Raw genomic sequence first — 14447 nt, 5'->3', positions numbered from 1 at the left:
TCAGAGCGCCTCGAACAGCGTCGCCACCCCCTGTCCCTGACCGATGCACATCGCCGCGATCCCGAGGCCGGCTTTCTCCGCGCGCATCCGGTGGAGGAGCGTGGTCGCGATCCGGGCGCCGCTGGCGCCGAGAGGATGGCCGATGGCGATCGCACCGCCGCGCGTGTTGACGCGCGACTCGTCGATGCCGAGCAACTGCAGGCAGGAGAGTACCTGGACCGCGAACGCTTCGTTGATCTCGATCGCTCCGACCTCGTCGAGCTTCACACCGGCGCGGGCGAGGAGCTTGTGGATCGCCGGCACCGGGCCGATCCCCATCTCGCACGGCTCGACGCCAGCGACGGCGACGGCGCGGATCCGGGCGATCGGCGCGAGGCCCAGCTCGGCGGCGCGGGTGTCGCTGGTCACCAGCAGCGCCGCGGCGCCGACGTTGACCGGCGAGCTGTTGCCGGCCGTCACGCTACCGCCGGCGGGGTTGAATGCCGGGGGGAGCGCGGCGAGGGCCTCGGGCGACGTGTCACGACGGATGCACTGGTCTTCGCCGACGAGCACCTTGCGGCCGGCGGCATCGCGCCCCCAGGTGGGAAGGATCTCGGCGGCAAACTGGCCGGAGTCGGTGGCGGCGGCGGCGGCGAGGTGGCTGCGGAGGGCGAAGGCATCCTGGCGCTGGCGGCCGATCCGGTACTTGGCGGCGAGGTATTCGGCCGTCAGCCCCATGTGCATCACCCCTTCGCCGTGGCGGCGAAGGAGGGCAGGGCAGGGGTCGTAGCCCTTGTTCATCGGCACGTGGTCCATGTGCTCGACCCCGCCGGCGATGACCAGCGATTCGTGGCCGGCGCCGACCGACGCGGCGGCATCGTTGATCGCCTGGAGTGACGAGCCGCAGTTGCGATTGATCGTCACGCCACCGGTCTCGACCGGCAGGCCGGCGACGAGGGCCGCGATCCGGGCGATGTCGAAGCCCTGCTCCCCCTGCTGCTGCACGCAGCCGAGGCGCACGTCTTCGACGAGGGCCGGGTCGATCCGGGTCCGCTCGACGAGGCCGGCGATCACGCCGGCGGCGAGATCCTCGGCGCGGACGTCGCGGTAGCAGCCGGTGTCGGCGGCGGCGCGGCCGACGGGCGTGCGGACGGCATCGATGACGACGGCGTGGGGCACGGGGCGACTCCTCGGGAAAATGGTCGGGTGAACGGGTGAGAATCAGGCACGACAGGACCGCGATGGTCAGCCACGGAACCGCGCGCCGCGACGGGCCATGTCGGAAAACAGCGCCGACGGCTCGAACCGGCCGCCGCACTCGTGGAGGGCGGCGACGCGCGCGGCGACCTTGTCGATCCCCTCGGTGTCGCACCAGCGCAGGATCCCGCCGCGCGCCGGCGGAAAGCCGATCCCGAGGATCAGCCCCATGTCGACGTCGACAGGGTCGCGCACGATCCCCTCCTCGAGGGCCCGCGTGGCCTCCATGAGCATCGGGAGGAACAGCCGGTCGGTGATCGCCTCGGGGGTGTGCGGCCCGCGCGGCGCGACGCGCAGCGGGGCGACGATCGCGGCCAGTTCGGGGTCGTTTTCCGGGCGCCCCTTTTTGCCGGTGAAGCGCCGGAAGCCGGCGCCGCTCTTCTTCCCGAGCCGGCCGCGCGCGACCAGGCTGTCGAGCACTGCCGGCACCTCGGCACGGCCGGGATAGGCGGCCGCCATCACCTTGCCGGCATACAGGCTCGTATCGAGGCCGACGAGGTCCTGCAACGCGATCGGACCCATCGGCATCCCGAAGCGCTCGGCGGCGGCGTCGAGGGCGTCGGGCTCGACGCCTTCGAGGAGGAGGACGAGGGCCTCGTTCATGTAGGGAAACAGCAGGCGATTGACGAGGAACCCGGCGCAGTCCTTGACGACGATCGGGGTCTTGCGGATCCGCTTGGCGAGCGCCACGACCGTGGCCACGGTCTCGTCGTCGGTGCGGTCGCCGCGGATCACCTCGACCAGTTCCATCCGGTCGACGGGATGGAAGAAGTGCATCCCCACGAAGCGCTCCGGCGCCTCGGCGTGGGCCGCCATCCGCGAGATCGAGATCGTCGAGGTGTTGGAGGCGAGGATCGCCCCCGGTTTGAGGCGGCCGGCGAGGCCGCGGAAGATCTCCGACTTGAGCTTCTCGTTCTCCGTGACCGCCTCGACGACGACGTCGGCCTCCGCGAGGAGGTTCCAGTTCGTCCCCGCCGACACGAGCGACAGCATGTCGGCGAGCTGCGCCGGAGTGGCGCGGCCGATCGCGATCCGGCTTTCGACCACCTGCCGCACGCGCCCGATGCCCTCGGCGACGCGGCCGGCATCGACGTCGACCAGCGATGCTGGAATCCCGCTCCGCGCGTGGGCGGCGGCGATCCCCGCCCCCATCTGGCCGGCGCCGACCACTCCCACCGCACCGACTGGCCGGGGCTGGATCGCCGCGTCGGCCACGCCGGGGTCGCGGGCGAGCTTCTGGCGGGCAAAGAACAGGCCGATGAGGTTGCCGGCGATCGGCGACCCCATGATGTCGAGGGCGGCCTTGCGCTCGACGGCGAGCCCGTCGGCGAGCGGCCGCGTGCAGCCGCCGAGGACGGCCCGCAGCGCCGCCACCGGCGCCGGGTATTGCCCCTTCGTCTTTCCCATCACGGCGCCTTCGGCGACGGCGCCGGTGAAGCGCAGCTCGTCGGTGGAGATGGCGATCGGCCCGGTGCGCTCGGTCCGCCGGTGCTTCCACCGATCGCCCTCGCGGAGGATCCCGATCAGCCGCCGCCCCTCGTCGAGGAGGCGGTCGGCGGGAACGGCGTCGAACGCCAGGCCGATCGCCACCGCCTTGGCAGGATCGACCGACTCGCCGGAGGTGATCATCTCGATGGCGTAGTTGAGGCCGACGAGGCGCGGGAGGCGCTGCGTGCCGCCCCAGGCGGGAAGGAGGCCGATCTTCACCTCGGGCAGCGCCACGCTCGTGTGGGGCGCGCGCGACATCAGCCGTTCGTCGAGCGACAGCACCAGCTCCGTGCCGCCCCCCATACAGGCGCCGTCGATGAGGGCGACGGTGGGGAACGGAAGCTTCGACCAGGCGGTGAACAGGGCATGGCCGGCGTCGACGGTCGCGGCGACGGCGTCGCGGTCGGCATGGGCGAGGCCGGCGAGCTCGGTGAGATCGGCACCGGCGATGAATTGCCCCGGCTTGCCGCTGGCGACGAGCAGCCCGTGGAAGTCGGGGCGCGTGGCGAGCGCGGCGACGAGCGCTCCGAGCTCGCCGAGGACGGCGCGGCCGAGCGTGTTGACCTTCTTGTCGGGGGCGTCGAGCGTGACCAGGCCGATCTGGCCAGGCAGCTCTTCGAACCGCACCGTGCGGCCCCATCCGGTACCCGCCAGCGGCTGGCTTCCCATCGGTTGGTCTCCCCGGAACGGCACGATCCGGACATCGCTCCGGCACCGGCCGGACGAACAGGACCTCCTCACCCCCGCGACGAAGGATACCAGTCACGCCGACGGCCGACAGGGGGACGCGGCAGTGGACGGGGCCGCGCCACCACCGATACCATCCCCGTGTCCGACGCCCCCACGCCGGGGCCGTTCGCCGGCGATCACGAACGTCGCCGGCCGTCACCGCAGGGAGTTTGCACCGTCATGCCGTTGCTCGTCGTCGGAAGCGTCGCCCTCGACTGCGTCGAAACCCCCACCGACCGGCGCGACGACGTCCTCGGCGGCTCGGCGGTTTTCTTCTCGTACGCCGCCCGGTTCTTCACGCCGGTGAAGATGATCGGAACCGTGGGAGACGACTGGCCGGTCCGGCACACACGGTTCCTCGAGGAGCAGGGGATCGACACCACCGGGATCGAGACGATCGCCGGCGGGAAAACCTTCCGCTGGCGCGGCCGCTACCTGCCCAACATGAACGACCGCGAGACACTCGAGGTCCACCTCAACGTGTTCGGCGAGTTCAAGCCGAAGCTCGCGGCGGCCCACCGCGACAGCAAGTTCGTGTTTCTCGGCAATGCCTCGCCGACGACGCAGCTCTCCGTCCTCGACCAGGTGCCCGGGGCGGTGCTCACCGTCGCCGACACGATGGACCTGTGGATCAACATCCAGCGCGACGAACTGGCGACGCTCCTCCGGAGGATCGACGGCCTGGTGCTCAACGACTCCGAGGCGAAGCTCCTCGCCGAAGACGAGAACCTCGTCCGCGCCGGCCATGCGGTGCGCGCGATGGGGCCGAAGTTCGTCGTCATCAAGAAGGGGGAGCACGGGGCGATGTTCTTCAGCGAGCACGAGATGTACGTCATGCCCGCCTACCCGACCCCGCACGTCGTCGACCCGACCGGCGCCGGCGACAGCTTCGCCGGCGGGATGATGGGCCATCTGGCGGCGCTCAACCGCTTCGACCCTCAGGCCCTCAAGGAAGCCCTCGCCTACGGCGTGGTGACGGCGAGTTTTACGGTCGAAGACTTCAGCCTCGACCGTCTCCAGGGGATCGACCGCCGGCACCTCGATACCCGCCTCGCCGAATACCGGCAGATGCTGAGCTTTTGAAGATAGCGCCCGCCGGGCCATCCATGGCCCCGGCGGGCTTACGCGAGCGGAGGGAACGCCAAGGGTTCCCTCGCCCGCGGCGGTCGCACCTCCGGGCGACCGTGGCCGCCGCCGCCGGCGGCAGCACCGGGGCAGACGCCGCCTTGGAATTGCTCGCCACTGGCGTGGAGGGGCTGCCCATGCCCCGAGAGCCGGCGTATGTCGACGAGCGCAGCCATGGATGGCGAAGCGAAGTCGACATCCGAGCGAGCGGGAGGCCCGGAAGGCCGACGCGAGCGTCCGGCGACGGGGCGTGGGCAGCCCCGAACCCATGGCCAAATACCGCTGCCCCGGCACTGCGCTCCGCCCAGCGACCGTAAGCCGGCGGCGGTGTCGGCAAAACCGACCGATTTCCTCTTGCCTTTCCCGCAGAACCCCGATACTATACAGGTATTCAGTATACGGTTCCGGGGCGAATCGCTCGATTCATGGTGGCAGTGCAGCCACCCCGACGACGAGCCGGGAAACGGTGGAGGCAGTTGCCATGGTGTCGGGAATCGCGACCGCGGGAGTCAACGGACGGATGGCCAAAGAAAAGAATTCACGCGACGGCAGCGACAAGGCAGGCCGGCGGGGAGCCGCCAAGCCGGCCCCCTCGTTTCTCGACGACAATCCGGCGCTGCGCAACACGCTGGCCCAGATCGAGAAGGAGTTCGGGGCCGGCTCGATCATGGCGCTGGGGAGCGACGTGGCGGCGCCGATCGAGGGAATCTCGACCGGCAGCCTGTCGGTCGATCTGGCCCTCGGCGGCAAGGGGCTGCCACGCGGCCGGATCATCGAGGTCTTCGGCCCGGAGTCGAGCGGCAAGACGACGCTCGCCCTCCATGCCATCACCAGCGCCCAGCGGGCCGGCGGGATCGCCGCCTTCATCGACGCCGAGCACGCCCTCGACCCGAGCTGGGCGAAGAAGCTGGGAATCTCGCTGGAGAAGTTGCTCGTCAGCCAGCCGACCAGCGGTGAAGAGGCGATGCACATCGCCGAGATGCTGATCAAGTCCAACGCGGTCGACATCATCGTCGTCGACTCGGTGGCGGCGCTGGTGCCGCAGAAGGAGCTCGATGGCGAGATCGGCGATTCGTTCGTCGGCCTCCAGGCCCGGCTCATGAGCCAGACCATGCGGAAGCTGACCGGCGCGATCGCCAAGAGCAAGACGTGCGTGATCTTCATCAACCAGATCCGCGAGAAGATCGGGGTGATGTTCGGCAGCCCGGAGACCACGCCGGGTGGCCGGGCGCTGAAGTTCTATTCGTCGTGCCGGATCGATGTCCGCCGCATCGGCACGCTCAAGGATGGCGAAGACGTGGTCGGCCAGCGCGTGCGGATCAAGGTGGTGAAAAACAAGGTCGCTCCGCCGTTCCGCGTCGCCGAATTCGACATGATGCACGCCGACGGCATCAGCGTGGAGGGGGACCTGCTCGATCTGGCGATCGCCGGCAAGCTGGTCGACAAGACCGGCACGTGGCTGCGGTTCGGTGAGACCCACCTCGGTCAGGGCCGCGAAAAGGCGCGGCTCTTCCTCCGCGAAAACCCGGCCGTGGCCGAAGAGATCCGCAGCCGGATCCTCGCCAACAAGGATGCGGTGATCGCCGTCGAGGGAGAGGCCGCCGCCACGAGCGACGACGAATGACGCCGCCGGCGCCGCGCCGCCAGCCCGACGATTCCTTCTGTTCACCGCCCACGCGTGGCTGACCCAAGCAGCCGCGTGTGGGCGGTGGCTTTTCAGGGGGCTGCTCGGCGGGGCATGAGCCCATCCGGGGGAGCCGTGTATAGTGTCGCCGCCGCGGGCGGATCCCCGCCGCGGCGAGTCTTTCGGGAGCCGATCGCGACATGAAGGCCGATGAACTGCGCGAAGCCTATCTGGCGTTTTTCGAGTCGAAGGGGTGCGTGCGCCGGCCGAGCGACGTGCTCGTGCCGCGCTGGGATCCCTCGGTGCTGTTCACGCCGGCGGGGATGAACCAATTCAAGGACCATTTCCTCGGCAAGTGCAAGCTCGACTTCACCCGCGCGACGACCTGCCAGAAGTGCCTCCGGACGGGTGACATCGACACCGTCGGCCGGACGCCGCGGCACCACACCTTCTTCGAGATGCTCGGCAACTTCAGCTTCGGCGACTACTTCAAGCGCGAGGCGATCCACTGGGCGTGGGAGTTCGTGACGGCGCGCAACTGGCTCTCGATCGCGCCGGAGCAGCTCTCGGTCACGGTCTACCAGGACGACGACGAGGCCTACCGGATCTGGTCCCACGAGATCGGCCTGCCGGCGACGAAGATCACGCGGATGGGGGAAGACGACAATTTCTGGCCCGCCGGGGCGCCCACCCAGGGGCCCGACGGCGTCTGCGGGCCGTGCAGCGAGATCTTCTACCGGATGCCCGACGGCAGCGACGTCGAGATCTGGAATCTCGTGTTCACGCAGTTCAACCGGGTCGGAGCGCCCCCCGACAACCTCCGCCCCCTTCCCAGCCGCAACATCGACACCGGGATGGGCCTCGAGCGGACCGCGGCGATGCTCCAGGGGGTCGACAGCAACTTCCACATCGACATCCTCCGGCCGCTGGTCGAGGCGGTCGCCGAGACCTGCCACCGGCCGTACGTGGCGGGCGACGACGACGGCCGGCGGATGCGGCGGATCGCCGATCACGTCCGCGCCTGCACGTTCGCGATCCATGAGAACGTGCTCCCGGGGAACAACGAGGAGAAATACGTCGTCAAGCGGCTCCTCCGCCGGGCGGTCCTCGACGGCCGGCAGATGGGGATGAAGGAGCCGTTCCTCCACACGCTGCCCGGCACGGTGGCCTCGCTGATGCGCCGCCCCTACCCGGACCTCTCGGACACGGTCGAGCGCGTGGCGGGGGTGATCAAGCGCGAGGAGGAGTCGTTCCTGGCGACGATCGACGGCGGCCTGCAGCGGATCGACAAGCTGTTCGCGGCGATCGAGCGGTCGGGGTCGGCGCTGGTGAAGGGGTCGGACGCTGCCGAGCTCTACACCACCTACGGCTTTCCACCGGAGCTGCTCGAGACGCTCGCCGCGGAGCGCAACTGCGCCTTCGACTGGAGCGGGTTCCGCGAGGCGATGGAGGGGCACGGCCAGCGCTCGGGGGCCGGCGTGCGCGTCGAGGTGTTCACCTCGGGGCCGCTCGACTCGCTCAAGAAGGCGATGCACGGGACGGAGTTTCTCGGCTACGAGACGGAGCGGGCCGAAGGGAAGGTGATCGGGATCATCGCCCAGGACCGGCTCTGTGACTCGCTCTCCGACGGCGGCGGCGCGCGGGTGACCGTGGTCCTCGACCGGACGCCGTTCTACGGCGAGTCGGGAGGCCAGGTCGGCGACACCGGCCGGCTCGAGTGGCCGGGGGGGGCGTTCGAGGTCCACGACACGCTCCGCGAAGGGGGCTTCGTGCTCCACGTGGGCAGCCTCGCCGCCGGACGGCTCGACCTCGGCCAAACCGTCGATGCCCGCGTCGACAGTGCCCGGCGAGCGGCCCTGCGCCGTGCCCATTCGGCCACCCACCTCATCCATGCCGCGCTCCAGCACCACCTCGGCCCGCATGCCGTGCAGCAGGGCTCGAAGGTCGATGCCGACCTGCTCCGCTTCGACTTCTCCCACGGCGGCTCGATCGACGCGGCAACGCTCGAGGCGATCGAGACGATGGTCAACGACAACGTCCTCGCGGCGGTGCCGGTGTCGGCGAGGCTGATCCCGCTCGCCGAGGCGCGGCACGCCGGGGCGATGATGCTGTTCGGCGAGAAATACCCCGACGTCGTCCGGATGGTGTCGATGGAAGGGGTGAGCCGGGAGCTGTGCGGCGGGACGCACGTGTCGAGCACCGGCCAGATCGGCCTGGTGCGGATCGTGGCCGAGGAGAGCGTGTCGGCCGGTACGCGGCGGATCAGCGCCGTCACCGGGCAACGGGCCCTCGGCCGGTTCCGCGACGCCGAGCGCTCGCTGCACGACGCCGCCGCGGCGCTCAAGGTGCCGGCGGGGGAGCTGGCGACGCGCCTGGCGACGATGGCCAAGGAGCTGAAGGAAGCGCGCCGCAAGGGGGCGACCCCGGCCGCGAACCTGTCGGTCGACCAGCTGCTCGCCGGCGCCACCGACCATGGCGGCACGAAGGTCGTCGTCGCCGATGCCCGGGGGGCCGACGCGGCGGCGATGCGCGAGTGCATCGACCTGCTGCGGCGCAAGGCGAGCCCGATCGCCGTGCTGCTCGGGTCGCGGGCCGACGACAAGGTCACGCTCGTCGCCGGGATCAGCCGCGAGCTCGAGGCCCGCGGCCTGTCGGCGGGGACGTGGATCCGCGACCCCGCGGCGCTCGTCGGCGGCAAGGGGGGCGGCCGCGCCGACCTCGCGCAGGCCGGCGGTAAGCTCGGCGATCGTCTCCCCGAGGCACTGGCCGCCGCGCGGGAGACGATCGCCAAGATGCTCGACGCCTGAGCGCCACTGTCGTCGTGGAAACGGGCGGGCTCAGAGCAGCTTGTGGAGCGCCGCCAAGGCCGCGTCGTAATCGGGCTCCGACGCCACTTCCTTGACGACCTGCGCGTAGCGGACGACGCCCTGGGCGTCGAGCACGAACACGGCCCGGGCGAGGATCTTGAGCTCGTCGATGAGGACGCCGTAGCGGGTCCCGAACGAGCGGTCCATGTAGTCGCTGCCGGTCTTCAGGGCGGTGATGTTCTCGGCGCCGCAGAAGCGGTTCATCGCGAACGGCAGGTCGAGGCTCACGGTCAGGGCGTTGATCCTGTCGCCGTGGGAGCCGAGGCGCTGGTTGAACGACTTGGTTTGCGTCTGGCAGACCGGCGTGTCGAGCGACGGAACGACCGAGATGATCGAGGGCTTGCCGAGGAGGTCGGCCTTGCGGACCTGCTGCATCCCGGCCGGGCCGTAGCTGGCCAGCGAGAAATCGGGGGCGGGACTCCCGACGGCCAATTCGTCGCCGACGAGTGTCAGGGGATTGCCTTTGAACGTGACCGCACCGTGCCGCCCCATGCGAGTGTCTCCGGGAGTGATGGTTTTCGACCGCGGCAGTATGGCCGGCTGCGGCCGTTGGGCAAGCGCGGCCGCGCCCGGGGCCTGACCGCGGCGGTTCGGAAACCCCGCTGCCCGCTGCAGGCCACCGCGGCGACGGCGGTTGTCTCGTCCCCGGGGGAGGGTGGACGACAGACCGCTCCGGGAGGCTGCTACAGTGGGGGCCTTCGCGGGAGGATGCGACGTGATCCGGGCGATCAGCAAGGCGGGGCAGTTGTTCGGGCTGGGGCTGCCGATGATCGCGATCATCCTCGAGCTCAACCACCGCATCAGCCTCGGGCAGATGCTGGTGATGCTCGTCGCCGCGGTCTGCTGCTTCAGCATCGGCCGGATCCTCGAGGGGTTTGCCGCGTCCTGACCGCTCCGCCGGCCGGAGGCGGTGGTCGCGCGGCGGGCGGCGCCGTGCCCCTGCCCACTCCCCGCAGCTTGCCGGAGGAGCGGGAGAATCGGGCTTCAGGCGACCGGGCGCGGGGACTACAGTCCCGACCCTCGTTCCCCGGGATCCCCGCCATGACCGTGTCGCGCTGCCGTCTTCCGCTGGCGCTTGTCTGCCTCGGCCTCGTCGGGGCAGGGGGGTGCGCGTCGCTCGGCCGGCCGAAGTGGCTCGATCCCGGTCCGGTCCGCAACCAGCAGCGGAAGGCGGTCCGGTTCGATCCCTATCTGCAGAACGACATCGGGCCGTATTCGTTCCGGATGCCGCTGATGGATGGCAGCCGGCCCCGCGACTTCATCGAGCCGGTTCCCGAGGTCCGCCGTTCGCGGTGGTGGTCGCCGGTCCGCTGACCGGCCCGATTCACCGCTCCGAGCCAGGCCGGCGAAACCGTGCCCGCCACCGGTCGTTCAACAGGGGGGGCCGAGCCACCTCGGCCCGGGAGCCTGCCGGTCCAGCGCCGGTATCATCAGCGGGTGCTGGCGGCTGACCGCGGGGCGGCGCTGGCCGGAGCCATCGGAGGGGGATGCCGTGCAGCGCGCGATGGATCAAGGGCGGTCGCCCACAACGCGGTGGCCCCGAGGGCTGGCGGTGGCCGCCGGTCTTGCGATCTTCGTCGCCCATGCGTGTGCTGGCGAGACGACCGACCCGGCGTTTTCCTCCGACGACATTGCCTTCTTCGAGAAGCAGATCCGTCCGCTGCTGGTGGCCCACTGCCACGAGTGCCATTCGGCCGGAGCCGCCGACATCCGTTCCGGCCTCCGCGTCGACGACCGCGAGGCCCTCCTGGCCGGTGGCGACGGCGGGGTGGTGGTCGATCCGCGAAACCCCGAGGCGAGCCGGCTCCTCGCCGTGCTCCGCTCGACCGACCCCGACGTCATGCCGCCGCGCGGCCATGGCGGACCGCTGCCCGAGCCGAGCGTCGCACTGGTGGCCGAGTGGATCGGCCGCGGCCTGCCGATGCCGGCTGGCGACGTGCCCCGCGCCGATCCCCGTGAGGCCCTGGCGACGCACTGGGCGTTCCAACCGGTGCGCTGCGCGGCCGTGCCGGCGGTGGCCAACGGCGACTGGGCGTGGAGCGACGTCGACCGGTTCGTGCTCGAGCGTCTCGAGGCGCGGGGGCTCCGTCCGGTCGCCGACGCGACTCCCGCAACGCTGCTGCGGCGCGTCCACCTCGACCTCACCGGTCTGCCCCCCGAGCCGGCCGAGGTCGAGGCGTTCCTCGCCGACCCGTCGCGGGCGCGCCTCGAGAGCACGATCGACCGGTTGCTCGCCTCCCCGCGCTACGGCGAGCGCTGGGGTCGCCACTGGCTCGACGTCGCCCGCTACGGCGAGAGCAGCGGCAAGGAGACCGATTTCACCTACCCCCATGCCTGGCGCTACCGCGACTACGTGATCGCGGCGTTCGACGCCGACATGCCGTTCGACCGGTTCATCCGCGAGCAGATCGCCGGCGATTTCTTCGTCGCCCCCGATGACCGCGACCGCGCCGAGTTGCTGGCGGCGACCGGGTTCCTCGCCCTCGGGCCGAAGTCGCACGTCGAACGGAACCGGCTGCGGTTCACGATGGACCTTGTCGACGAGCAAATCGACACCGTCGGCCAGGCGTTCCTCGGGCTGACGATCTCCTGCGCGCGCTGCCACGACCACAAATACGACCCCGTCACGCAGCGCGACTACTACGCCCTGGCGGGAATCTTCCGCAGCACCGACACGCGCTACGGCACGATCCGCCTCGTCCAAAACGCCAATCCCGCCGACATCGTCGAAATCCCCCGCTCGGCCGGGCAACCCGACGGCGTCGAGCCGCTCGACCCGCGGCAGCGCGCCCAGCTCGAGGCGCAGGTGGAGCGGCTCGAGGAGGAATTCCGCACGCTCACCGCCGACCGGGGAGCGGCGGGAAACCCCGCGATCATCCGCAACCGCACGCAACTGACGCTGGTGCGGACGCGGCTGGCGTCCTTCCAGCCCGACGGTACGCCACGGCAATTCGTCGCCTGCGTCCTCGACCGGCCGCAGCCGCGCGACTCGGAGCTGTTCCTCCGCGGCGACGTCGAGAAGCCCGGGGTCGTCGTCCCGCGCGGGCTGCCGGCGTGGGCGGGGCCGACCCCCGGGCGCCTCGACGGCAGCGGCCGGCTCGAGCTCGCCGAGTGGATCGCCTCGGCCACAAACCCGCTCACGCCGCGCGTGATCGTCAACCGGGTCTGGCTCCATCTCTTCGGCCGGGGGCTGGTGAACACCCCCGACAACTTCGGCCGGGCTGGCGAGGCGCCGTCGCATCCCGAGCTCCTCGACCACCTCGCCGCGGGCTTCGTCGCCGACGGGTGGTCGGTGAAGCGCCTGGTGAAACGCCTGATGACGACGCACGCCTATGCCCTGTCCACCGCCACGTCGGAGGAGGCGTTCGCCGTCGATCCCGACAACGCACTGCGCTGGCGGATGACGCCGCGGCGCCTCGACGCCGAGGCGATCCGCGACGGGATCCTGTTCACCGCCGGGCTGCTGCGGCTCGAGCGCCCGGTCGGATCGACGGTGGCCCGGCAGGGGGACGGGCCCGCTTTCCAGCCGGCGTTCCTCCGCCGCCGTCCCGCCGACGAGGTGCTCCCCGTCCGCGCCGTCTACCTGCCGATGCTCCGTGGCACGCCGCCGGAGTCGCTGGCGCTGTTCGACCTCCCGGCCGGCACGGGCGTCACCGGCCAGCGCTCGGAGACCACGGTCCCGGCCCAGTCGCTCTACCTGATGAACAACCGCGTCGTCCTCGAGGCCGCGGCGACCGCCGCCGACCGCCTCACGGCCCGTGCCCCCGGCGACGCGGCCCGCGTCGAGCTGGCCTACCTGGCGGCGTTCGGCCGCCGTCCCGACAGCGCCGAGATCGAGGCGGCGCTGGCGTTCGTGGCCGATCACCGCGCTCCGCGCGCGGGGTGGGCGGCGCTGTGCCAGGCCCTGTGGGCCAGCCAGGAGTTCCTGGCGCGGAACTGATCCGCTCATCCCCGAGGTCCGCCATGACAACCCAGCTCGTTGCTCCCGGATTCCCGCTCCCTTCGCGGCGCGACTGGCTGGCGACGACGGCCGCCGGCTTCGGCCTCGTCGCGTTTCGTGCCCTCGCCGGCGCCGCGGCCGGGGGGGCGTCTGTGCGGGCACCGCATTTCACGCCGCGGGCCACACGCGTCCTCTTCCTCTGCATGGACGGCGGCCCGTCGCACGTCGACAGCTTCGACCACAAGCCGGAGCTCGTGCGGCGGGCCGGCGCGCCGATCGGCCGCGGCCGGGTGCCGGGGGGCCGGCTGCTCCCGCCGGCGTGGGAATTCCGCCAGCGCGGCGACAGCGGCCTGTGGATCTCCGAGCTGTTCCCGCAGATCGCGGCGCACGCCGACACGCTGTGCCTGGTCAACAGCATGAAGACCGACGTGCCCAACCACCCGCCGGCGTTCCTCCAGATGCACACCGGCATGAGCAACGCCGTGCGGCCGTCGCTCGGGGCGTGGGTCACCTACGGCCTGGGCAGCGAGAACGACAACCTCCCCGGGTTCGTCACGATCAGTCCGCCACCTGCCAACGGCGGTCCGGCCAATTACGGCAGCGCCTTTCTCCCCGCCCGCCACCAGGGGACCCGGATCGGCGGCGGCCGGGCCCGGGTCGCCGACGCCCGGGTGAGCAACCTCGCCCATCCGTTCCTCGGCCGCTCGGAGCAGCGGCGGCAGCTGGAGTTCGTCCAGGCGCTCAACCGCCGGTCGCTCGACGGCGCGGCCGACGCCGCCGCGGTCGACGGTCTGATCGCGTCGCACGAGCTCGCGTTCCGGATGCAGGACGCGCTTCCCGAGGCCCTCGACCTGGCACGCGAGACCGAGGAAACGCAGCGCCTCTACGGCATCGGCGACGACGCCACCGAAGATTTCGGCCGGCAGTGCCTGATGGCGCGGCGCCTTCTCGAGGCAGGGGTCCGGTTCGTCGAGGTCTGCCACGGCGGCTGGGACCAGCACCGCAACCTCCGCGAGGATCACGCCGAGCACGCCCGGGCGGTCGATGCTCCGATCGCCGGCCTCCTCACCGACCTCGCGTCGCGCGGCCTGCTCGCCGACACGCTGGTGATCTGGGGCGGGGAGTTCGGCCGCACCCCCTATGCCCAGGTGGAGGACGGGCGCGACCACAACCATCTCGGGTTCACGACCTGGTTCGCCGGCGGCGGGGTCAAGGGGGGCCATGCCCACGGTGCCACCGACGAGTTCGGCCTCGAGGCGGTGGTCGATCCGGTGCCGATCCACGACTGGCACGCCACGATCCTCCACCTCCTCGGCCTCGACCACACGCGGCTCACGTTCACCCACGCCGGGCGCGAGATGCGGCTGACCGATACCAAGGGCACGGTGGTGACGGGGATCCTCGGCTGAGACCAGGACCGCTGCCGGTGGCAGTTGGC

Annotated in this window: 9 protein-coding genes; 6 read left to right on the top strand and 3 right to left on the bottom strand. The window is 71.2% G+C overall.

The features are described from left to right. The gene (locus FJ309_00770) at positions 1 to 1158 is read right to left on the bottom strand and encodes an acetyl-CoA C-acyltransferase (GenBank protein MBM3953149.1); all 1158 of its coding nucleotides are present in this window, start codon (positions 1156 to 1158) and stop codon (positions 1 to 3) included. 66 nt (positions 1159 to 1224) lie between these two features. Next, the gene (locus tag FJ309_00765) at positions 1225 to 3393 is read right to left on the bottom strand and encodes a 3-hydroxyacyl-CoA dehydrogenase (protein MBM3953148.1); all 2169 of its coding nucleotides are present in this window, start codon (positions 3391 to 3393) and stop codon (positions 1225 to 1227) included. A gap of 240 nt (positions 3394 to 3633) precedes the next feature. On the opposite strand from FJ309_00765, the gene FJ309_00760 reads away from it, so the two are divergent. The 3 genes from FJ309_00760 to alaS all read left to right on the top strand — a co-directional run bounded on the left by FJ309_00760 (position 3634) and on the right by alaS (position 9009). Further along, the gene (locus FJ309_00760) at positions 3634 to 4536 is read left to right on the top strand and encodes a sugar kinase (GenBank protein ID MBM3953147.1); all 903 of its coding nucleotides are present in this window, start codon (positions 3634 to 3636) and stop codon (positions 4534 to 4536) included. Between the two features lie 523 nt (positions 4537 to 5059). Continuing rightward, positions 5060 to 6202 (top strand): recombinase RecA, encoded by a 1143-nt coding sequence (gene recA, locus FJ309_00755; GenBank protein MBM3953146.1) that lies wholly within the window; start codon positions 5060 to 5062, stop codon positions 6200 to 6202. A gap of 200 nt (positions 6203 to 6402) precedes the next feature. Further along, entirely contained in the window at positions 6403 to 9009 is a 2607-nt protein-coding gene (gene alaS, locus FJ309_00750) for an alanine--tRNA ligase (GenBank protein MBM3953145.1), read from the top strand. Positions 9010 to 9039: 30 nt separating this feature from the next. On the opposite strand, the gene FJ309_00745 is transcribed toward alaS, so the two are convergent. Next, entirely contained in the window at positions 9040 to 9561 is a 522-nt protein-coding gene (locus tag FJ309_00745) for a thiol peroxidase (protein MBM3953144.1), read from the bottom strand. A 549-nt stretch (positions 9562 to 10110) separates the two neighbouring features. Here FJ309_00745 and FJ309_00740 point away from each other — a divergent pair. Genes FJ309_00740 through FJ309_00730 form a run of 3 tightly spaced genes read left to right on the top strand, consistent with a single transcriptional unit; the run spans position 10111 to position 14418 of the window. Then, positions 10111 to 10383: a hypothetical protein gene (locus FJ309_00740; GenBank protein MBM3953143.1), complete on the top strand. Its 273-nt coding sequence runs from the start codon at positions 10111 to 10113 to the stop codon at positions 10381 to 10383. Next, the gene (locus FJ309_00735; GenBank protein ID MBM3953142.1) at positions 10307 to 13009 is read left to right on the top strand and encodes a DUF1549 domain-containing protein; all 2703 of its coding nucleotides are present in this window, start codon (positions 10307 to 10309) and stop codon (positions 13007 to 13009) included. The genes FJ309_00740 and FJ309_00735 overlap by 77 nt, the downstream gene beginning before the upstream one ends. Positions 13010 to 13032: 23 nt before the next feature. Then, the gene (locus FJ309_00730) at positions 13033 to 14418 is read left to right on the top strand and encodes a DUF1501 domain-containing protein (protein ID MBM3953141.1); all 1386 of its coding nucleotides are present in this window, start codon (positions 13033 to 13035) and stop codon (positions 14416 to 14418) included. The last annotated feature ends 29 nt before the right edge of the window (positions 14419 to 14447 follow it).

This window comes from Planctomycetota bacterium (assembly GCA_016872555.1).
Lineage (GTDB): Bacteria > Planctomycetota > Planctomycetia > Pirellulales > UBA1268 > F1-20-MAGs016.
Note: the sequence above shows the minus strand (reverse complement) of the source record. Positions and strands in the feature narration are given on the sequence as shown.

What these genes read in the sequence shown, in the direction of transcription:
- FJ309_00740 (MBM3953143.1), top strand. Translation starts at nt 10,111, where the DNA reads ATGACCGTGTCGCGCTGCCGTCTTCCGCTGGCGCTTGTCTGCCTCGGC.
- FJ309_00730 (MBM3953141.1), top strand. Translation starts at nt 13,033, where the DNA reads ATGACAACCCAGCTCGTTGCTCCCGGATTCCCGCTCCCTTCGCGGCGC.
- FJ309_00765 (MBM3953148.1), bottom strand. Translation starts at nt 3,393, where the DNA reads ATGGGAAGCCAGCCGCTGGCGGGTACCGGATGGGGCCGCACGGTGCGG.
- recA (MBM3953146.1), top strand. Translation starts at nt 5,060, where the DNA reads ATGGTGTCGGGAATCGCGACCGCGGGAGTCAACGGACGGATGGCCAAA.
- FJ309_00735 (MBM3953142.1), top strand. Translation starts at nt 10,307, where the DNA reads ATGGCAGCCGGCCCCGCGACTTCATCGAGCCGGTTCCCGAGGTCCGCC.
- alaS (MBM3953145.1), top strand. Translation starts at nt 6,403, where the DNA reads ATGAAGGCCGATGAACTGCGCGAAGCCTATCTGGCGTTTTTCGAGTCG.
- FJ309_00760 (MBM3953147.1), top strand. Translation starts at nt 3,634, where the DNA reads ATGCCGTTGCTCGTCGTCGGAAGCGTCGCCCTCGACTGCGTCGAAACC.
- FJ309_00745 (MBM3953144.1), bottom strand. Translation starts at nt 9,561, where the DNA reads ATGGGGCGGCACGGTGCGGTCACGTTCAAAGGCAATCCCCTGACACTC.